The organism is Arthrobacter rhamnosi (genome assembly GCF_054510855.1).
The window spans coordinates 498,535-518,510 of the sequence record NZ_JBTNDT010000001.1 but is presented as its reverse complement, the minus strand read 5'-3'; the positions used below and the strand labels follow the sequence as shown (position 1 = coordinate 518,510).

The window sequence follows — 19,976 nt, the reverse complement described above, 5'->3', positions numbered from 1 at the left end:
GCCGTCCGGCGGAGGTCCGGCTGCCTGCAGATGGGTCCCGTCGCGGACGTCGAAAAGGCGCGGAACAGCCGAAAGCCCCCGCGCCCTACGACGCGGAGGCTTTCCCCGAGGGCTGACCCTCCGTTGCTGTGCGGGTCAGGCGGGCTGGACGTCGGCCTGGGAATCGATCCACCGGGCGAGCCGGGAGATGCCCTGCTCCAGGTTGTACCGGGGGGTCCAGCCGAGTACCTCGTTGGCCGCGCTGACATCGGCCCAGGCGTGCCGCACGTCGCCCTGCCGGTACTGGCCGGTGACGTGGGGTTCCGGGGCGCCGTAGTACCCGGCGATGATCGCTGCCGCGGTTCCGATCGTCTGGAACTCACCGGAGCCGATATCGAGGGGCGTGTCGCTGACGGTCGGGGAGGTGGCTGCGGCCACGAGGGCCGAGGCGACGTCGTCGATCAGGATGAAGTCACGGCGGACCTCGCCATCCTCGTACAGGGGGATGGAGGTGCCGGACTTCGCCATCCTGCAGAACAGCGACATGATGCCGGTGTAGGGATTGATGAGCGACTGGCCCGGCCCGTAGACGTTCTGGAGCCGGAGGACGGCCGTCTCGACGCCGTAGGACTTGCCCCACGCCACGAGGATGTTCTCCTGGGCCAGCTTGGTGGCGCCGTACACGCTCACCGGGGCAGGGAAGACGTCCGACGCCTTCATCGCTGTCGGCTCGGCGTCGGGGAAGTCCCACTGGGCCTGGTCGAGCGTCGCGCTGGTGCGCTGGCCCGGGTAGAAGAGCGCGTCCCCTCCCGTGGGGCGCCAGGCGCCCTCCCCGTACACGGCGCGGCTGCTCGAGAGCACGATGCGGCGCGGCAGCTTCTTGTGGCGGTTGAGCGCATCGAGCATCTGCGAGGTGCCGACGACGTTGGTCATCGTGTGCCGCGTCGATTCTTCGAGCGACTGCCCCGTGCCGGTCTCGGCGGCCAGGTGGATGATCACGTCGGGAGTCACCGTCGCGAGGACGCTGTCCCAGACGTCGGCGTCGGTGATGTCGCCGCGGATCAGCTCCGCCGATGCGTGGAGTTCCGCAGGTCGCTCGCCCGTGGCGTGGATCTGCGGGTGGAGGTTGTCGACGACGACGACGCGGCCGAAGGAGGCCGCCAGGCCGCTGGAGATGGCGGTCCCGATGAAGCCGGCTCCGCCGGTGACGAGGACTGTCTGTTCCTGCTCGCCGGAACGTGGGTCGTGGGTCATGTGAGCCTTCCTGAAGGGGCCGTTAGTGGCCGAAAATGTGGCGCGCGAGCGCCTTCGCTGCGGTGCGGTTGCGGCTGAGGAGGGCGCCGGGCAGCAGGGTCGCAGCGTGGGCCCGGGAGGTGAGGCGGAGCCGGGCCGCGCGTTCGGCGCGCCTCCAGTCGAGTTCCTTCGCCTGACGTGCAGCGAGGCTGAAGTACTCGCGTTCCCCGGCGAACCGGGAGCCGTCGACGAGCTTGGAGGACGATGCGCTGGCGGAGTGGCGCCGGTAGGAGAAGCAGACCGTGGGCTCGATGAGCAGCTGGTCCCCCTTGTAGACCATGTCCATCACCAGGGCGAGGTCCTGGATGATGGGGAAGCCCTCGCGGAAGTCGACCTCGCGGATCTTGGCGGTGCGGAAAGCGAGGGAGGGCCAGTACAGCCAGTCGCCGTGCATCAGGTTCGTCGCGATGGCCTCGCCCGAGACGAGCTGGAGTCCGGTACCGCGCGGGCGGACCAGCTTCTGCTTGGCCGTGTCGGCGAGGGTCGTCACGACGGCGCCCGACTCATCGATGATCTGGACTCCCGGCTGGATGATCGCCGCTTCGGGGAACCGCCGGTGAGCGGCGAGGATCGTGTCGACGTAGTTCGGCAGGAGGACGTCGTCGCAGCCGAGGATCGTCATCAGATCCTGCGTCGCCAGCGAGACGCAGGTCCGGTAGTTCGCGGTGATGCCCTCGTTCTGCTCCTTGCGGATGTAGGTGATCCGCTCGTCATCGATCCCGTCGAAGTATTCCTTCACCGTGAGGTCGGGATAGGCGTCGTCGACGACGGTCAGCCGCCAGTCGCCGGAGTCCTGCGCCAGGACACTCCGGACGGTCTCCTTGAGATAGCCGGGATCTCCCCAGTAGGGGATGAAGATGTCCAGTGGCATGGGTAGGCAGGCCTTCCGTGGTGGGTGGGCGGAGGGTTCCGCCGGTCATCGTGATGTCAGGGGTGTTTTTGCTTCTGCGGAGGATGCGCGACGGACGCGCCCTTCCCTCCTGAGGATCCGTGGTCCGGGACGTGGTTCTTTGCCGGTGCCGGGAGGATCCCGGTGGCTCCCTTGTCGGACGGGAGGGCGCGCTGAGGGGCAAGGGCCTCGAGCTGGGCCCGCAGGATGGCGACTTCCTCGGCGAGGGCCCGTGTCTCGTCCTCGACCGAGGAGATCTCGACGGAGAGGTGCAGCAGCACGCCGAGCACGAAGAGGATTCCGAGGGCGAACAGCAGGTTCGACGGGATCTCGACGCCCACGGTTTCCGCGGCGATGGCCAGCAGCTGGGGGAAGGCGCCGAGCACCACGGTCGCTGCGCCCACGATCAGCCACAGGGCGGCGTACTTCTCCCGGATCTTCTTCCGCCGCAGGAGGTCGAGGACGACCGCGACGATGATGATGGCCAGCACGAAGGCGGCGATGGTTTCCAAGAGTCAGGCTCCCACGAGGTGAACTGGGCCGGATTTCCTGCGTGTCAGGGCGAACAGCAGGGCGAAGACGGAGCGGCCGAGGTAGATGGCCGCCTTGGTCGGATTGTGGCTCGGAGTGCCGCCCTGGCGGACGCGCATCTCCACGGGGACCTGGACCACCCGGCAGCCCGACTTGATGGCGACGACCAGCGAATCGATGGTGTCGCCGAGGTACTCGGCCGGGTAGTGGTCGAGATACTGGGCGATCGCCCGGGCGTTGGCCGCCCGGAAGCCGCTGGTCACGTCCGTCAGGCGCGTCCTGGCCAGGGCCGAGATGACCGCCGCGAGGAACTGCATGGCCCATTTGCGGGGCCCGGAGACCCGGTATTCGCCGCGTTCGGCGAAGCGCGCACCGATGGAGATGTCGGCGTTCTCCAGCCCGCGGAGTACCCGCTCGATATCCCGGGGGTCGTGCTGGCCGTCGGCGTCCACCTGGACGACGGCGTCGTAACCGGTGCGGGCTGCGTACTTGAAGCCGGCGCGCATGGCTCCGCCGACACCCAGGTTGAAGGGCAGCCGCAGGACGGTGGCGCCGGCGGCCTCCGCCTCGGCCGCGGTCCCGTCGGAGGACCCGTCGTCGACGACGAGCACGTCGTAATGCTGCTCCATGGCGAGCGTTTCACGGACCGTGTTGCCTACGGTCTGAGCCTCGTTCCACGCGGGCATGATGACGAGGGCGCGGGAGTAGGGCGCTTTGGGCATGACCTCTAATCTACCCCACTGGGACGGGCGTACCCGGCTGGCCGGGTGTGCGCTCCGTCTACTCCGCGCCGTAGGAACGCCGCGCGTAGCGCCGGTACACCGCCCCGAACAGCGCGGGCGCCACCTTGAGGAGTGCCCCCGCCGCGGCGAGGTCGGGACGCGCCCGGGCGCAGCCGGCGAGGCGCCCGAGCGTCAGGTCCGTGCCGTACTGCCGGAGGTCGGGTCCTCCCGTCGCCGGAGAGCCGGACGTCGCGGCGCTCTGTGCCGTGAGGAGTGTCAGGAGCGTCAGGGTCGCCTGGTACGGCGCCCGGAACCGGCCGTGACGGAAGTCGGCGTCGAGATGGAGATCGAGGTACGAGAGGGCCTGCCCTACGTCCTCCCGGGACGGGACCCGGCCCCAGGTGAGGGAGCCTGCGGAGATCCGGTAGCGGTACAGGGGGCGCTGCAGAACGACGACGTGCCGGGCCCTGGGGTAGAGGGCGAGGTTCACCACCATGTCCTCGAACCGCTTGAGGCCTTCCGGGTAGCGAAGGCCGTCGAACAGGCTCCGGCGGTACAGCTTGTCCCAGGGGAACGGCGTGATGCGATCCGCCAGCGCCGAGCGAAGTGCCGTGTGACCATCCATCCGTCCGGCGTCGCGGCTCGATCGCGGGCGCTCCTCGTAACCCTCCACGGAGACGACGTGACCGCACACCACGATGTCGGTCTCCGCGTCGCAGGCGCTCGTCAGCGCTTCGAGGTAGTCGGGTAGCAACTCGTCGTCAGCGTCGAGGAAGGCGACGAACTCGCCGGCCGCAGCGTCGAGGCCGGTGTTCCTGGCAGCGGAGCTGCCGCGGTTCTCCGGAGAATCGATGATGCGCACGGCCCTGTCCGGCACGCTCGCCGCGATGGCCCGGGCACGCCGGGCGGAGTCGTCGGTCGAGGCATCGTCGACGACCAGCAGTTCCCAGTTCTCGTAGCCCTGGGCGATCACGCTGGCAAGCGCGCGGTCGATCGTCGCGGCACTGTTGTAGACGGGCACGATCACGCTGACGAGGGGTCCGGCTGTCATCGTCCGATACCTTCTTCCGCTGAGGTCTCGGCTGCCCGACGCCCGCTGGAGGTCAGGAGCGCCGTGAGGTGGACGAGGGCTCCTACGACGGGGCCCAGCACCAGGCTGAGGATCGCCCGCGACTCCAGGGAGCCGGGCAGCAGGAGCAGGAGGAAGGTGGACGCGGTCGCCGTCAGCCAGCCCACCGAGTAGGCGGTGTGCGCGCCTCGCGCCAGGCACGCGGTTCCCGTCACGGTCAGCACCGCCATCAGGCACCCGGCGAAGGTCAGGGCTGCCATGGTCAGGGGTGCGACGACGTAGGCGGGTCCGAAGACCAGCATGATCCAGGGCCCGAGCAGGCCGGCCGCGATCGCGCCGACGCCGCCGAGCACCAGCAGTGCCGCGGCGGGAAGGGCGATGGCCCGGACGAGAGCTGTGCCCGTCACGCCGACGAAGCGCGAGATGAGCACCGACTGGAAGGCCTGGAGGGGGATCATGATCGGCGCGCGGGTGAGGGAGATCGCGAGGATGAGGGGCGCCGCGCCGGCGTACTGCTCGAGGGGTGTCGTCAGGCGCAGCAGGATGGGGAACCCGGTGACGAGCGCGGCCGTGGCCGCGGCCGACACCATGGCGTGCCCGGTGTTGGCGAGGAGGGCCGCCGTACCCACGTCTGCCCGGGCGCGGACCGCCGACCGTGACGACCGTGCGAACAGGAGGATCAGCAGCCAGGTCAGCGCACCGGCGGCACTGGCGGCTTCCAGCCCCACCCGCGTGGACACGGTGAGCACGACGACGACCACGAGGAGCAGGCGCAGCAACGCTTCGGAGGCGGCGAGTCCCGCGAACAGCGACCACCGCTGCGACCCTCCGGCCGCCCCCGCCAGGGAACAGTGGCCGGCATAGGCGATAGAGGTCACCGCGAGGACGGCCACCAGCAGGATCGTGTCGTCGGGCAGGATCGACGGCGCCCAGAGCGGTGAGGACGCAGTGATCACCACTGCTCCGCCACATCCGATCAGCAATCCGAGGGGGAAGACGGCCGCACCGTGTGCTGACCGCCCGGTGTCTGTCGCTGCCGTCCGGACGGCACGGGTGAACTCATTGATGATGCCCGCGATGATGCCGAGGATGAGGAACAGGACGGCCCAGAAGGTGAGGAACTGGGCATTCTCTTCGGGGCTGAGGGCACGCGCCGCGAGGAAGAGGATCAGGTAGCTCGCACCCGCGGCGATGACCGACGCTCCGCCTACCGCCGGCAGTCCTTTGCCCCGGGTTCGCCCGCCCTCCTCCTGCGCGGGTTCAGCCGCGGACTCGGGCGGATCACTTCGGGACATAAGCCCCGATCATAGCGATGCGGTCAGCCCCGGGCACAATCTGATGGATGCCCGGGACTGCGCCTGGGTGGGGGTTAGGAGCGGGTGACGCCGCGGGTGGGGGTCCAGGTGAGTTGGCCTTTCTGGAATTTCTGGGTGCAGGTCCTGGTGGTGGTGCAGGTTTCGTTGGTGGTGGGGTAGCCGAGGGTGCCTTTTTCCCAGCCGGTGGCGCGCCAGGCGGCTCCGATGGCGCCGCTGGTGGGGTGGGCTCCGGTGGTGGGGGACCAGTGGATCTGGCCGCCCTGGAAGTTCTGGTAGCAGCCGCCGTTGACGAGCCCGCAGGCCTGGTTGCTGGTGGGGTAGCCGAGGGTTCCGGCTTCCCAGCGGGTCCTGCCCCAGGCGGTGTTGATCACGCCGCGGGTGGCGTAGGCGCCGGTGGTGGGGGACCAGTGGATCTGGCCCTTCTGGAAGTTTTGGTAGCAGCCGCCGTTGGTGAGTGCGCAGATCTCGCCGCTGGTGGGGTAGCCCAGGGTTCCGGTTTCCCAGCCGGTGGCGCGCCAGGCGGCTCCGATGGTGCCGTAGGTGGGGTTCGCCCCGGTGGTGGGGGACCAGTGGATCTGGCCGCCCTGGAAGTTCTGGTAGCAGCCGCCGTTGGTGAGTCCGCAGACCTCGTTCGTGGTGGGGTAGCCGAGTTTGCCCTTTTCGCGGCTCAGTGCGCTCCAGGTGCTGTCGATCGCGCCGGCGGTGATGGCTGTTCCCGAGGCCGGCGAGGTGTAGATGTTGCCCTTCTGGAAGGTCTGGAGGCAGCCGTCGTTGACGAGTCCGCAGATGGGGTTGCTGGTGGGGTAGCCGAGCCTGCCCTGTTCCCAGCCGCTGGCGGCCCACACGGTGCTGATGGCGCCCCTGGTGATGTAGGCGCCGGTGGTCGAGGACCGGTGCATCTTGCCGCCCTGGAAGTTCTGGTAGCAGCCGCCGTTGATGAGGCCGCAGACCTCGTTGCCGGTGGGGTAGCCCAGGGAGCCCTTCTCCCAGCCGGTGGCGCCCCAGGCCCGGCCGAACGCGCCCCAGGTCGCCGCGGCGCCCGATGCTGCGCTCCAGTGGATCTGGCCGCCCTGGAAGTTCTGGTAGCAGCCGCCGTTGATGAGGCCGCAGGCCTCGTTGCCGGTGGGGTAGCCGAGTTTGCTGTTCTCACGGCCGAGGGAACTCCAGGTGCCGTCGATCGCTCCGAGGGTCAGCACCGCTCCGATGGCCGGGGTCCAGTAGATGTTGCCCTTCTGGAAGGACTGCACGCATCCGCCGTCCTTGAGACCGCAGGTCAGGTCGGTGACCGGATAGCCGAGGGTTCCCTTCTCCCACCCGGACCTGCCCCAGGCGCTGTTGACCGCTCCCTGGGTGGCATGGGCTCCGGTGGCCTTGGTCCAGTGCACCTGTCCGTACTGGTAGTTCTGGTAGCAGCCGCCCTCGCTGATCCCGCAGACCAGGGACGAGATCGGGTTGCCGATCGCCGGGGTCCGCGCAGCAGAAGCCGTCACCAACGGCCCCGCCACACCCGCCACCGACTGGACCTGCGAGTTGACGGCGAAGGCGGACAGCTCGGCTGCCGTTCCGCGCCAGACGTTGGAGTCACCGACGAAGGGGCCGGTGCTGCTGTACTGCCACACCGCATAGGACGACCACCCGTTGGGCAGCGGGCCGGCCGATGTCTGCCCGTAAGCGGCGATGTGCAGGGGGTGATCCGCGAACGCTCCCGAATTTCCGGTGCACGTGGCCCACCAGTCCGTCGTCGTGTAGATCATGGGTACACGGCCCGTCAGGGCGCGCACCGTCGAGGAGAAGTCCCGAAGCCACGCGACCATCTGCGCCGCTGACATGTTGTAGCAGGAATTGCCGAGCGAAGGGTACGGGTTGTATTCGATGTCCAGGAGCGGGGGAAGCGTCCGTCCGTCTGCCGACCAGCCTCCGCCGTTACGCACAAAGTAGGTGGCCTGCTCGGCTCCGGAGGATCCCGTCGTCGGGATGGCGAAGTGGTATGCCCCGCGGATCATCCCCGCGGCTGCCGCTCCGTCGTACTGATCGGAGTAGAACGGGTTGACGTACCCGGTGCCTTCCGTCGCCTTCACATAGGCGAACACCGATCCCTGGGCCCGGGCAGTGGCCCAGTCGACGTCGCCCTGGTGACTGCTGACATCCATCCCCTGGATGCCCGCCGGACGCCACGTGGCCGCCAGGCCACCGGACTGGTCCGTCGATGACTGCTGCGACAGCAGGGGCGCTGCGACCTGCGCGTTGCCCGTCGCCGAGATCCGCTCCAGCCCCTGGCCCATGTGCGCATTGCCCCGACCGCGGAGTGCGTCGGCCGCCGAGGGGGATGCGACGGCCGCCGCACCGTCCTTGGGCAGGACGGCATCGGCAGTCGCCGGTGCCGTCGTCTCTGTTTCCGGCGTCACTGTTTCCGGCTTCACCGCTTCCGATGACGTGGACGGTGCCGGCTCTGCCGCCGGAACGGGGTCAGCGGTAGGTGCGTTGTCAGCCGTTCCCGCTTCCCCGCCATCGGTCTGCGCCTCGGCAGAAGACGCTGACGGATCGGCCGTCGGGCCGGGCTGGGTGAGCGGAGACGGAAGAGTCGGCTCCGAGGCGACCGCCGGCAACGGCGAGAGCGTCAGGGCCCCGAGAAAGGCCGCAGTCGCCAGCTTGGCTGTCAGGGAAAACGGATGCATGTCGGAAGTCCTCATTGTCAACGCGGTTGAACGCCTGGGTGGGGGTTAGGAGCGGGTGACGCCGCGGGTGGGGGTCCAGGTGAGTTGGCCTTTCTGGAATTTCTGGGTGCAGGTCCTGGTGGTGGTGCAGGTTTCGTTGGTGGTGGGGTAGCCGAGGGTGCCTTTTTCCCAGCCGGTGGCGCGCCAGGCGGCTCCGATGGCGCCGCTGGTGGGGTGGGCTCCGGTGGTGGGGGACCAGTGGATCTGGCCGCCCTGGAAGTTCTGGTAGCAGCCGCCGTTGACGAGCCCGCAGGCCTGGTTGCTGGTGGGGTAGCCGAGGGTTCCGGCTTCCCAGCGGGTCCTGCCCCAGGCGGTGTTGATCACGCCGCGGGTGGCGTAGGCGCCGGTGGTGGGGGACCAGTGGATCTGGCCCTTCTGGAAGTTTTGGTAGCAGCCGCCGTTGGTGAGTGCGCAGATCTCGCCGCTGGTGGGGTAGCCCAGGGTTCCGGTTTCCCAGCCGGTGGCGCGCCAGGCGGCTCCGATGGTGCCGTAGGTGGGGTTCGCCCCGGTGGTGGGGGACCAGTGGATCTGGCCGCCCTGGAAGTTCTGGTAGCAGCCGCCGTTGGTGAGTCCGCAGACCTCGTTCGTGGTGGGGTAGCCGAGTTTGCCCTTTTCGCGGCTCAGTGCGCTCCAGGTGCTGTCGATCGCGCCGGCGGTGATGGCTGTTCCCGAGGCCGGCGAGGTGTAGATGTTGCCCTTCTGGAAGGTCTGGAGGCAGCCGTCGTTGACGAGTCCGCAGATGGGGTTGCTGGTGGGGTAGCCGAGCCTGCCCTGTTCCCAGCCGCTGGCGGCCCACACGGTGCTGATGGCGCCCCTGGTGATGTAGGCGCCGGTGGTCGAGGACCGGTGCATCTTGCCGCCCTGGAAGTTCTGGTAGCAGCCGCCGTTGATGAGGCCGCAGACCTCGTTGCCGGTGGGGTAGCCCAGGGAGCCCTTCTCCCAGCCGGTGGCGCCCCAGGCCCGGCCGAACGCGCCCCAGGTCGCCGCGGCGCCCGATGCTGCGCTCCAGTGGATCTGGCCGCCCTGGAAGTTCTGGTAGCAGCCGCCGTTGATGAGGCCGCAGGCCTCGTTGCCGGTGGGGTAGCCGAGTTTGCTGTTCTCACGGCCGAGGGAACTCCAGGTGCCGTCGATCGCTCCGAGGGTCAGCACCGCTCCGATGGCCGGGGTCCAGTAGATGTTGCCCTTCTGGAAGGACTGCACGCATCCGCCGTCCTTGAGACCGCAGGTCAGGTCGGTGACCGGATAGCCGAGGGTTCCCTTCTCCCACCCGGACCTGCCCCAGGCGCTGTTGACCGCTCCCTGGGTGGCATGGGCTCCGGTGGCCTTGGTCCAGTGCACCTGTCCGTACTGGTAGTTCTGGTAGCAGCCGCCCTCGCTGATCCCGCAGACCAGGGACGAGATCGGGTTGCCGATCGCCGGGGTCCGCGCAGCAGAAGCCGTCACCAACGGCCCCGCCACACCCGCCACCGACTGGACGGGTTCGATCGTGACGCGGGCGTCCGTGTTGTTGACGTAGTCGATGCGGATCTTCGTGCCGGAGTGCGCGGTGAAGGTCTGGCCCGCCTGCCAGGCAAGCGACGTGTTGCCCCATCCCGAGATGCCGCTGTTGGGCGTGAGCACGATGGAGGCATTGCCGGACCAGCCGAGGATGTCCTGCTTGGTGATCTTGACTCCGCGGTTGCCGTTGACGGCTGTCTGCGTGTCGTCGCCCACAGGGGTCCGCAGTTCGAGGTAGTAGATTTCGCCGGTCACGGGGTCCGTGAACTTCGCCGCACGGTTGCTGGCTGTTCCTGCCCAGGGACGGAGGGTCACCTGGCGGGAGTCGGTCAGCTTCCCGAGGTTCTGGATGTCGCCGGCCGTTCCGAAGCCGCCGTACTCCCAGAGGAAGGCGTTGATGCGGGGCGAGCTCACCTGGGCATATCCCATGAGGTCCGAGGTGTCGCCGTATTCGGCGGACCAGCAGGACGGGTCGGTCCAGGATCCACCGGCGCGCGGGACGTCGAAGCGTCCGTTGGTGCAGGCGAGCGAGTTCGCGTGGTGTAGCCCGAGGACGTGGCCGAACTCGTGCGTCACGACGTTGTTGGTGAGTGCCGAGGGGTACGGCATGATGATGCGGCCGCTGGTGTCGCTGTCCGTGAAGCCACCGCCGAGGATGCCCCAGGATCCGTTGTAGTTGAGGTCCGCGTGCGGGACGAAGATCACGAGGGCCTCGTACGGCCGGTACTGCCAGTTCAGTTCCTTCGTCACGGTCGCCATGATCGTGCCGTAGGAGTCGGTGATCCGTGCGGCGGAGACGTGACGGAACTCGTTCACCTTGGTCACGGACAGGCGACCGGCAGAAGCGGAGTTCCAGTACGCGCTTGTTTTCGTGATCGAGTTGCGCGCCGCGGTCATGTTGATCGCGTCGGTGTCGGCCTTCGTCTTTCCCGCGAGCTGCACGGTCACGAGGGTGACCTTGAAGTCTCCCGAGCGCGGACCGATGGCCGCGGTCCCGGTACTGCCGTCGATGTTCAGGGGCGATGCGGTCTTCAGCGGGGTGACGGGTTTCGCGAAGTGTTCGCCGTAGCGGGCGTTCGAGTCCGGGTCGTCGAGGGGGTTCCAGTTGAGGTCCGGAACGAAGGACGTGACCTTGTCCTGTGCCGGCGTCTGGTCGACGGTCGCGGCTGCGCCCTCGGTCGGCTGTGCGGTGGGCTTCGTGGCGGCCGGAGCCGGCGCGGCAGGAGCCGGAGTCACAACCGGAGCGGAGGTCGCAACCGGAGCAGGGGAGGCACTCGGAGCAGGGGAGGCACTCGGAGCGGTGGCCGGAGCCGGGGCAGTCGAGGGGACGGCCGGAGCGGCCGTCGTGGGGGTCGGCGCCGGCACGGCGTCGTTGGCGACTGCAGGAACCGCGCTGCCCAGGAGACCGAAGGACAGTAGAGCGGCGCACAGAAGCCGAGCGGGGGAGGGCAAGGTCACGGGTTTCTCCAGCAGAATCCGGGCGTCAGCCAGCTGAGTGAATCTCGAGAAGACTACATATCTGTTACGAATGGGACTCACGTTTCGGATGTGAAAGCGGAATCTTAGGTAAAACCTGCGGCTGCCCCGGCATTCCGCACGGCGTGTTGATGCGTCTGGACCGTGATACGCGGCACGTTCCTGCGGGGCGCGTACTTATGCACATCGCCTCCGGCGTCTAGTCGCGCCGGTCGGCGTTCAGTAGGGTGTGGAGCGGCGGGAGCCATCAGGCTTCGGCCGTCACGCCAGCGTCGGCGTGCGGATGCGGAGGTATCCATGGATGCTGTGCGCCTGGTCGAGGGCGAGGTACGCGAACTCATCCGCAGGCGCGGCCTGGACCCCTCCCTGCAGATCTCCGAAGTGCAGCTCCTCGTGAACGACGCGATCGCCGACTACGAGGAGCGGTCCCTCCGGGGCGTCCTTCCGCCACTGGGAAGGATCGACGTGGCGCGTCGGCAGATCTACGACGCCGTCGCCGGATTCGGGGTCCTGCAGCCCTAATGCCGTCATCTACCACCGCGCTCGCATCCATGGCTTCCTTCAAGGCCGTTAACCGCCGCGAGGTTAATTCCGCCGCCGGGACCTACCTGCGGCAGACCCAGCGCTTGAATAACGCCGCTCCGGTGGTGCCTGGTGAGCTGAAGCCGATCTCGCAGTACGGCCTGGAACCAGCGACCTGGCAGATCGCGGCCATAGCGCACCTGTCCGAGCCGATCAAGCTTCAGTGGCTGAAGGACTACTCGGCGCTGGAGCAGTTCCTGAGCCAAGAGCTGTCCTATGGGGTTGACGAGGTCATCGCGGACCTCATCCTCAATGGCGGCACTACCGAGGACGGCTCGACGGTGTTCGGCATCCGGAACACGACCCGGTAGTGCAGACCCGGTTTACCACGAACAGTCCCCTGACCCTCCGCCGGGCCATCGGGGAGCTGGACCGGGAGTCCATCGGAACGCCGACCACCATGAACGGAGTATGCCTGCTGCCGCTGGCGCCCCAGAACTCGGTTGAGTGCCGCCTTTGGAACATCCCGTCACCCCGACAGCTGGTATGTCCGCCGGGAAGACCATCGTCGGTGACCTGTCTGCGGTGTCCCTGCTGTACCGGAAATCCCAGCGGGTCGAATGGAACCCTATATGACCGAGATCGGGTCAAGTGGTGCGCTGGAGCCGCGCGATCTGTTCCGCCGGAACGAAGCCGACTTCCGCGCCGAAATCCGCGTCGGCCTGAAGATCCTCTCCACGAAGAGACTCCGCATCGCCGGCCTCACCGCGCAGGGCGCGACTGATCGCTTCTTTGGCCACGAAGTTCTGGTCCTCGCTTCCCGGCCAGGGAAGTGATTTTGGACATGCCCTCTGGTCTCACCAGCCCGCGGTGTTCAGGAGTTCTGTAGGTCATGGAGCGACACCCGGAGCTCGCTTGGCAAGGAACGTCGCGGCTCTCGAATAAGCTGATCAGCGTGACTGAAACGTTTATGGACCTCTTCGCGGGCGCCGGTGGATTATCCTGGGGCCTCGAAGAAGCTGGGATGAAGTGCCTCCTGGCAACCGATTACTGGTCTGACGCAGTCACGACCTATCGGCACAACATGCCTGAGCACGATGTCGTTCAAAGCGATATCGGCGATCTGACCATCTCCCAGCTCGGACGATTGTTGCCGGAAAAGCCGGACTGGGTGGTCGGCGGGCCGCCCTGCCAGGGGTACAGCACGGTCGGAAAGCGCGACCGGACTGATCCTCGCAACGTTCTGTTCCTGGAGTTTTTGAGGATCGTGAAGGGCTTGCGTCCAAAGGGCTTCGTGATTGAGAACGTACTCGGGCTCAAGGATATGAGCTTCCAGCAGGAAGTTTCCGAGGCCTTCGGCGAACTGGGCTACCGCGTTAATTTCATGGTGCTCACCGCCGCTGAACACGGCGTCCCGCAGCTCCGGCGCCGTGTCGTCTTCGTCGGACATCTCGATAACGGTCTCTTCCAAGGGCCGCGTGTTACCCATGACATTGAAACTTTTGTGACGGTCGCGGATGCCATCGACGATCTGCCGCCGCTCCTTGCCGGCCAGTCAACCGACGAGTACAAGATGGCCCCCAGGACCGTGTACCAAAAGGAAATGCGGATTGACAGCGAGAAGCTGCAAGGGCACCTCGTAAGCAATCACCCGGACCGACTCGTCGACGCGATTGCCCACATCCCAGACGGCGGTAACCGGACTTCCATCCCGGAGGCGCTCCAGCCGAAGGGGGGTTTCCACAACTCGTACAGTCGGCTCGCTTCGTGGAGGCCTGCCGTGGCAGTGACCCAAAACCTCGGCAAGCCGTCGGGCACTAGGTGCATTCATCCCACGCAGCACCGCGGTCTGACCACACGTGAGGGTGCCAGGTTGCAGTCGTTCCCTGACCGCTTCCAGTTCCTCGGTGGGATTGTCAGCCAGCGACAGCAGGTCGCCAACGCTGTGCCGCCCCGGTTGGCAGCAAGCCTGGGCACGGCGCTTCAAAACCCCCTTCGGTGGTTCTAGGGCATGTCGGTCTCACCCCGTGGCGGCGACCAGCCGCTTGCAACCTTCTGCTCTCTTCTGGGTTTCCCTGACGCGTTTGTAGAACGAGAAGTACTTCAAGGCGAGCTATTCGAGGCCGCCAAGCACTGGCTGCAAGTGCGGCGACCCCAAAAACAAAACCACTGGCCCGCGCTAGCGCTAGCCCTGACGGCACAAGCGGAAAACCTGCTCAGAGCGGTGGGGGAAGCAAGCGTCAGCGACGTTTTCGCCGCCTACCCGCCGGAGGAGGATTCCGAGACTAAGACGGTGAACACTCTCAACTTCACTTGGGGCGATGGCCAGTCCGTGAAGCTTCGCCCTCTTTACAACAAAGCCCTCGCAGTTATCCATAACAGGATGCTGAGGAGTCACCCGAGTAACCCGGGCCACGCCACGCAGTCGTGGCGGGCCTATCAAGACCTGATCGCTCTCATCTATCAGATGAGCCCGGGGCAGCGGCGGGGGTTTGCTGAATTCGTCTGGAACGAGGGTGTAATTGCCCTACCGGAGATGACGATCGCTTCCGTAAAGAGCCGCGTAATTCGTCCCTTTGAATTTGTACTCAGCGAGATGCCCACCGCAGTCGGCGGAAAGGTTCCAGGTGGATCCCTACTTCAAGCAATAGCTTACGGTTACCTGCTGGCGGATTCTCCGAACCTTATTCTGGAATCCCACAAGGTGAATACTGGATCATCTCGTACTGGAATGCTAGGCGATGTTGATGGCTTTCGCGGGAGCGAGCCGGAACTTGCGGCGGAGGTCAAGGATCTTGATCTCGACGAGTCAAACGTGGACACCCAACTCGGTGCTTTCTTGGAGGACATCGCTACTGCGCCAAACGCCACGGCTGTCGTGATCTGCAGATCGATAGCTCCGACGGCCAGAGAGCTGGTCGAGACGCGCAATGTTACTGTCCTCACCGTGGAAGACCTGGCACGAACAGTCGCGGTCTGGGATTTGCCCAAGCAGCAAGAAGCGTTGCGCGGTATCGATTACTACCTGGGCCGCATCCAAAGGTCACCAGAGGCGAAACAATTTTTCCGCAGTTGGTTACTACAAAATGACCTGGAATCGGACATCGTACGCAGCGCGGAGCCTGTTAGCGACGACGTGGTTAGGTACCAGGACCCGGAAGTCATCCCTCCTGGGCACCGCGAGACCTAATGGCTATCCGGCCCCCGTCGACTTAGATTGGCTGGATGGACGACTCTTGGGCAACCAGCCCCGCAGTCAGGAAAGCCATGCAGGGCAACAGATCGCGGGACACCAAGCCGGAACTGGCAGTCCGGCGACTCGTCCATGCCCAAGGCATGCGATACCGGGTGAACTACCGGCCCATTCCTGACCTACGCCGCACTGCTGACGTGGTGTTTTCACGCCTAAAAATTGCGGTGTTCATAGACGGATGCTTCTGGCATGGATGTCCAGAGCATCACACTGCTCCCAAAGCAAACGCCGCCTACTGGTCAGCCAAAGTGGAGGCCAACAGGAGCCGCGACATGGACACAACCGCTCGCTTGACCGCTGCAGGTTGGTCTGTGCTCCGGTTCTGGAGTCATGAGGATCCCTCGTACGCAGTCAAGGAGATTCAGCAAGCCGTTCAGCGGGCAAAGCAGCGGCCTTGAACGACGCATTCCCTCCAGTGGCGCGTTGGCGAAGCGAGTAGTCACGAACTGTCAGACTTAGACGGTGAATAAACTGAACAAAGAGAAACTGAAGCACAACAAACCCAAGACACCAAGACAATTATGGATCGCGGCGGTCCTAAGCCTCGTACTGTCGGGAGTAGTGATTTACTTTGGGTTTCTCGCTCTCCCTTCATTAGCCGACGAGCACCAAGCCTTCTGGTCGGGCCTCATTGGAAGCTTCGTTGGCAGCGCTGTCGCATTCGGAGGTGCGGCCTGGCTCTGGCGGCTGGAACGGCACATCCTAATTGATGAAAGGGTAGATGACCGCGCAGAGCTACGACGCGAGGAACAACGGCGTGGCGACCAGCGCAGCCTGCGCGACTGTCTCGCGGTGGTGGGCAACCTGCAGGCTTTGAACTATCACATGGCCGATGAAGGGAATTATGCGACAGCCCGCGACAAGTTCCTGATGCGGATCCGGTTCAGTGAAGCGGCAACAATGATCCAAGCTGAGTCACTTAGAAGCGAACTGGAGTTCATGTCGCGCCTCATGCAAGACAGCCATGCCGCTTTGGACTTCATGGTGTTGCCGGAGCACAGCAGGCTGCGGGTGGTTCATCAATGGTTGCTACGCCTCGTCGCCCTGAACGATGACCAGAAACCCGAGGATGCCCGACCCGAGAACTACGAAAAACTCGCTTCGAAACTTGATGACTATGACGAGTACAGGGAGGAACAGTCTGCCCTGATCGCTGAGTATGAAGAGGAGCAGCAGGTCAAGGCCAAAGCCCAGGAGCAGCATGAAGCCGAGCAGGAGTCCTAACACGAGGGCCAAAGCAAGGCTTGTCGCAAATTTTCCCCGTTGGAGGTTTAAGTGATGTCAAAAAGGGGCGCCTCAACCTCGTCGTCCTGCAAGGCTACACACCCATAGTGTCGAGAGTACAAGTATTCAGCCCACACAACGCGCGCCTGCGCCTCGCAACGTGAGTTGGTGAGGCCGACAGCGTACTCGTAGACACTTTGGATTGATGTCCCGCTGCTTGAAGCCACAACCAGACTCGGCCGCGCGTTCTCGTGCACCGATCGTGAACCGCCCGGCGACAACGGTGGTGCTCGGGGCATGAACTCGAAGGGCCAAGCTCTAGTACCCCGCCGCCAGGTGCTCAGTTCTCCAAGACCTCCTTCAACCAATACTGAGCATGTCTGGCCGTCGGGCTGATTGAGCAGCTGGGGCTCAACACCTCGCTGACACACGGTGTCGACCGGTTCCATCCGAGCGAGTTGGTCGCCGATGCTGGTGTATGGCACGCGTCCCAGCGAAAGGAACGCGGAGTTTGCCCACCGATACACGGAGCGACGCCGACGGCGCTCTTAGGGCGAAATGCGGAACACGATTCTGCTGGGCAAGACAACTAACTTATGCAGTCGAACCCGCAACGCCCGCGACTACGTCCCGCTCAAGCACCGCCCGGGAACGGTAGCGCGTAGGACGTGCTGGTTACTGAAGCGAGTCGCTTCCGCACCGAGCTGGCTCTATTCCAAAGTTGGCAGCCAACTCAGGTCCTCTTCTACAGCACAATCTAGAGAGTTGCGCCTTCCTCGTCATCAGCTTCAAGTAGCCGGCTGTTTAGGAATGAGGGATCCCCCCAGTGCTCGGGGGCATCCTTCGCAGCTACCCAGCGTAGGAACTCCTGCTCCAGCAAACGAACTTCCTCGGCATGTATTGTTTGGCCGATACGACCGAGACTATATGCGTCTCGGATCTGCAGCACGATATCCTTTTCTAGATCGTCCAGCACGGTAGTACCATTTGGACGATCAGACCTCAGGTATCGAAGGTAGGCGTCCATTGAACGCTTGAGCCCGAGAATTGCTGGCAGCGCGTTAGTTTGCGAGAGGTTGAGCGCGTCTCTCAAGCCCTCGTGCCCTGCTTCATATAGATCCCAGAAATCCCCTGACCCTATCGGGAAATCTTGGTAAGCCCTGATCAAGCAGATGTCGCCGTATGTGGTCAGTCGCCAACTATCCTTCGGTGCCAACTCAGCAGCCTTAGCCGCATAGGACATGGCTTGCATATAGTTGCCCACGGTAACCTGCGCCCTCGCACGCTGTTCCCAAAATCTAGCGTCGTCAGAGTAGTAAGGCTTGAGGCGCTCGTAGAACTCGGTAAGATGTCCCTTTCCGAGAGCACTCCGGACTGTACGGTTCCGCATCAGAGTTTTTATTACGAGGTAGGCCTCCGTCCGTTGCTGGCGCGAATTCCTGCCTCCATAGACCGATATGGAGGCGAGGAACTCGATCCAGGTATTCAGAAATTCATCTTGCTCGTGGGATGGGTACAAGTCGCGTGGCGTCAATGCGCGGAATCTAGTTCGAAGGAAGGTGCCGCGTACTTGCAATACGGAACCCAACGATCCATCAGTGAGTTCTCGATTCAAAGTTCGGGAATCGACTCCAGCTGCAGACGCATAGCTGAGGGGAAAGCCCCGATTTTGAGAACTCAGTGTCGCAATGAGTCCGACTAGGCCCCGCACTGATCCGTTCGGAACCTTCTGGAGCACACCATAAACTCTCTGACGAAACCCGGCACCATATTCTGCTTGGCTAAGTCCATCGAAAATCTCGCGTTTGGCAAATAACCCTACCCGCTGGTCAGGTTCGAGGTTGCGGATAACTCCGAAACGTCCAACATCCATGATTTTAGTCACGACCGCCTCGGCGTCACTGCGCGTGAGCATCCAAGAATCATTCTTAGACTGAGGTACTCGAAACTCTCTCCCGAGCGTCATGTCGAACTGATTCTGCACTGCCTTTCTCTTAAAACTTAGATCGGCTGCAAGAATTACGCAACCAACGTTTCTGCGTTTGCAGGATTGCATAAGCTCGGAGACATCGTCCGCGAAATCAGCGATTCCATCAAAGACGAGCAGTGCACGAGTTCGAGTGGCTAGGAAGTCCGATATTATTTTCACATCGGGGCGGTGAGAAGATCTGAACCAAAAAACGTCATATCCTTGATCCGCCAGCAGCTTCGATACCTGAAGCAACGCGACGGTGCGGCCGCCGAGCTTCTTAGAGTACAGGAAGGTAGCAATCTGCGAATTCGCGTCGATACTGCTCCGAACCAGGTTCGTCAGGGTCTTATACCAAGAAAGGTGCGCAGCCTTGTCTTGGACTATGTCGACCCATTCAGGGTCATCGCCTGCATAAAAATCTCGATCATGATCCTTGTTCAGGAAACTTCCTTCAATGCCCAAGAGCTCAAATTGCTCCGCCATCGCTGCAGCGATCTCGGTCGGCGCTCCCTGCTGATACCAGTGAAAGCGCAAACTTTTCCGGGCTTCGCGCGTGAACTCCTCCACGTCGGCGAAGAAATCCTCGGCCGTCGATTCTATCGGTATCAGATTGGCGAATTCGAGAAGCTCGCGAGTCTCGGGGTCTATAGTTTTGGATACATAAAGAGAATAAACGTTGGGAGAGGCTGGTCGAGTCTGGAGTGCTTCTGTTAGGTCGAACTCCTGAAACAACCCAGCGCCAATTGTGACAAAAGGACTTTGTCCCCACTCGTCAAAAAATCTACGATGCCAGCCATGTTCTTTCTTGGTGGCCTCTGCATACTGCGATATACTGAAGATCATTTTGTGGCTTTTGTCGACACGTGACCAGCCGTGCAAATGCACGATCTGGAGACCGTCAAACTCCTGCAAAGGGTTGTGCCAGGTGTATGACTTACTACGGTGCGCATTCCATTCGGGATGCTCCTCAAGGGCTTGCTCAACGACATCGTCAATGTTCAGCGACCAGATTCGTTTCCAGGCGCAGTCCAGGGCCGTTCTCCACCATCTAGCGGGCTCACATTGATCAAAGCGGTTCTTGAGATACTTGTCCAACTCGACCGGGTCCCGATTGACCGCTACGTCGAAGGCGGAGGGGAGACGGGTTTGAACCGATGAAGAAAGACTATTGAGTTCCTTGGTCATGTCCGGAGCGAGAGGGAGGGCTGGTCCGCCCGCGCTACTTGAATCCCGGCTCGCGCCGGCTCCTAGAAGTAGCTGGTATCTCCCAGTTCTTAGGAGTTCTTCAACTGCTGGGCGCTGTGCCGCTGGAACTTGATCCAAAAAGCTCACAAACTACTCCTCATTAACCGCTTCGCGTTCTGCACCTAAAATTATTGGTTACGCTGCAATCTTCTTGCGTGGCATGGTGTGCACTCTACGATGCAGAAGCTCGTGCGGCTAGGGTCTGCCTACCCGTAGCGCCTATAAACCCTGCTTGCGTCGCACGTTGGTTCACCAGCCCGTGGCGTGCTTCAAC

The 19,976-nt window shown here is 64.0% G+C and carries 15 protein-coding genes and 1 pseudogene; 7 read left to right on the top strand and 9 right to left on the bottom strand.

The genetic code is table 11. The features are described from left to right. Window positions 1-135: 135 nt before the first annotated feature. The 8 genes from ACX80I_RS02525 to ACX80I_RS02490 all read right to left on the bottom strand — a co-directional run bounded on the left by ACX80I_RS02525 (window position 136) and on the right by ACX80I_RS02490 (window position 11,246). Window positions 136-1,233, bottom strand: a complete 1,098-nt coding sequence (locus tag ACX80I_RS02525) for an NAD-dependent epimerase/dehydratase family protein (RefSeq protein WP_459343587.1) — start codon at window positions 1,231-1,233, stop codon at window positions 136-138. Window positions 1,234-1,255: 22 nt separating this feature from the next. Further along, window positions 1,256-2,143: a glycosyltransferase family 2 protein gene (locus tag ACX80I_RS02520; protein ID WP_459343586.1), complete on the bottom strand. Its 888-nt coding sequence runs from the start codon at window positions 2,141-2,143 to the stop codon at window positions 1,256-1,258. A gap of 56 nt (window positions 2,144-2,199) precedes the next feature. After that, window positions 2,200-2,673: a DUF2304 domain-containing protein gene (locus ACX80I_RS02515; protein WP_459343585.1), complete on the bottom strand. Its 474-nt coding sequence runs from the start codon at window positions 2,671-2,673 to the stop codon at window positions 2,200-2,202. 3 nt (window positions 2,674-2,676) lie between these two features. Next, window positions 2,677-3,414, bottom strand: a complete 738-nt coding sequence (locus tag ACX80I_RS02510) for a glycosyltransferase family 2 protein (RefSeq protein WP_459343584.1) — start codon at window positions 3,412-3,414, stop codon at window positions 2,677-2,679. A 58-nt stretch (window positions 3,415-3,472) separates the two neighbouring features. Beyond that, window positions 3,473-4,465: a glycosyltransferase family 2 protein gene (locus ACX80I_RS02505; protein WP_459343583.1), complete on the bottom strand. Its 993-nt coding sequence runs from the start codon at window positions 4,463-4,465 to the stop codon at window positions 3,473-3,475. Continuing rightward, window positions 4,462-5,778, bottom strand: coding sequence for a polysaccharide biosynthesis protein (locus ACX80I_RS02500; RefSeq protein WP_459343582.1), 1,317 nt, complete (start codon window positions 5,776-5,778; stop codon window positions 4,462-4,464). Before ACX80I_RS02500 ends, ACX80I_RS02505 begins: the two co-directional genes overlap by 4 nt. 74 nt (window positions 5,779-5,852) lie before the next feature. After that, on the bottom strand, window positions 5,853-8,204 hold the full coding sequence (locus tag ACX80I_RS02495) for a GH25 family lysozyme (RefSeq protein WP_459343581.1): 2,352 nt from the start codon (window positions 8,202-8,204) through the stop codon (window positions 5,853-5,855). A 315-nt stretch (window positions 8,205-8,519) separates the two neighbouring features. Then, window positions 8,520-11,246 carry a hypothetical protein gene (locus ACX80I_RS02490; protein ID WP_459343580.1) on the bottom strand — a complete coding sequence of 909 codons (2,727 nt, stop codon included), beginning with the start codon at window positions 11,244-11,246 and terminating at the stop codon, window positions 8,520-8,522. Window positions 11,247-11,783: 537 nt separating this feature from the next. On the opposite strand from ACX80I_RS02490, the pseudogene ACX80I_RS02485 reads away from it, so the two are divergent. The 7 genes and pseudogenes from ACX80I_RS02485 to ACX80I_RS02455 form a co-directional block, all read left to right on the top strand. Then, a pseudogene (locus tag ACX80I_RS02485) lies at window positions 11,784-12,005 on the top strand (CpaF family protein); the annotation flags it as partial. Window positions 12,006-12,037: 32 nt separating this feature from the next. Further along, a complete protein-coding gene (locus tag ACX80I_RS02480; protein ID WP_459343579.1) occupies window positions 12,038-12,379 on the top strand; it encodes a phage major capsid family protein in 342 nt (113 codons plus the stop codon). Window positions 12,380-12,640: 261 nt separating this feature from the next. Beyond that, window positions 12,641-12,844, top strand: coding sequence for a hypothetical protein (locus ACX80I_RS02475; RefSeq protein WP_459343578.1), 204 nt, complete (start codon window positions 12,641-12,643; stop codon window positions 12,842-12,844). Between the two features lie 119 nt (window positions 12,845-12,963). After that, complete coding sequence (locus ACX80I_RS02470; protein ID WP_459343577.1) at window positions 12,964-14,016, top strand: DNA cytosine methyltransferase; 1,053 nt, start codon at window positions 12,964-12,966, stop codon at window positions 14,014-14,016. A 3-nt stretch (window positions 14,017-14,019) separates the two neighbouring features. Continuing rightward, window positions 14,020-15,198, top strand: coding sequence for a hypothetical protein (locus tag ACX80I_RS02465; protein ID WP_459343576.1), 1,179 nt, complete (start codon window positions 14,020-14,022; stop codon window positions 15,196-15,198). Window positions 15,199-15,233: 35 nt separating this feature from the next. Continuing rightward, window positions 15,234-15,659: a very short patch repair endonuclease gene (locus tag ACX80I_RS02460; RefSeq protein ID WP_459343575.1), complete on the top strand. Its 426-nt coding sequence runs from the start codon at window positions 15,234-15,236 to the stop codon at window positions 15,657-15,659. A 64-nt stretch (window positions 15,660-15,723) separates the two neighbouring features. Beyond that, window positions 15,724-16,485 carry a hypothetical protein gene (locus ACX80I_RS02455; protein WP_459343574.1) on the top strand — a complete coding sequence of 254 codons (762 nt, stop codon included), beginning with the start codon at window positions 15,724-15,726 and terminating at the stop codon, window positions 16,483-16,485. Window positions 16,486-17,242: 757 nt separating this feature from the next. On the opposite strand, the gene ACX80I_RS02450 is transcribed toward ACX80I_RS02455, so the two are convergent. Next, window positions 17,243-19,642: a P-loop NTPase gene (locus ACX80I_RS02450; protein ID WP_459343573.1), complete on the bottom strand. Its 2,400-nt coding sequence runs from the start codon at window positions 19,640-19,642 to the stop codon at window positions 17,243-17,245. Window positions 19,643-19,976 lie beyond the last annotated feature (334 nt).

Excerpts from the sequence above, each read along its gene's own strand:
- ACX80I_RS02525 (WP_459343587.1), bottom strand. The coding sequence starts at position 1,233 with ATGACCCACGACCCACGTTCCGGCGAGCAGGAACAGACAGTCCTCGTC.
- ACX80I_RS02520 (WP_459343586.1), bottom strand. The coding sequence starts at position 2,143 with ATGCCACTGGACATCTTCATCCCCTACTGGGGAGATCCCGGCTATCTC.
- ACX80I_RS02510 (WP_459343584.1), bottom strand. The coding sequence starts at position 3,414 with ATGCCCAAAGCGCCCTACTCCCGCGCCCTCGTCATCATGCCCGCGTGG.
- ACX80I_RS02505 (WP_459343583.1), bottom strand. The coding sequence starts at position 4,465 with ATGACAGCCGGACCCCTCGTCAGCGTGATCGTGCCCGTCTACAACAGT.
- ACX80I_RS02500 (WP_459343582.1), bottom strand. The coding sequence starts at position 5,778 with ATGTCCCGAAGTGATCCGCCCGAGTCCGCGGCTGAACCCGCGCAGGAG.
- ACX80I_RS02480 (WP_459343579.1), top strand. The coding sequence starts at position 12,038 with ATGGCTTCCTTCAAGGCCGTTAACCGCCGCGAGGTTAATTCCGCCGCC.
- ACX80I_RS02475 (WP_459343578.1), top strand. The coding sequence starts at position 12,641 with ATGACCGAGATCGGGTCAAGTGGTGCGCTGGAGCCGCGCGATCTGTTC.
- ACX80I_RS02465 (WP_459343576.1), top strand. The coding sequence starts at position 14,020 with ATGTCGGTCTCACCCCGTGGCGGCGACCAGCCGCTTGCAACCTTCTGC.
- ACX80I_RS02460 (WP_459343575.1), top strand. The coding sequence starts at position 15,234 with ATGGACGACTCTTGGGCAACCAGCCCCGCAGTCAGGAAAGCCATGCAG.
- ACX80I_RS02450 (WP_459343573.1), bottom strand. The coding sequence starts at position 19,642 with ATGACCAAGGAACTCAATAGTCTTTCTTCATCGGTTCAAACCCGTCTC.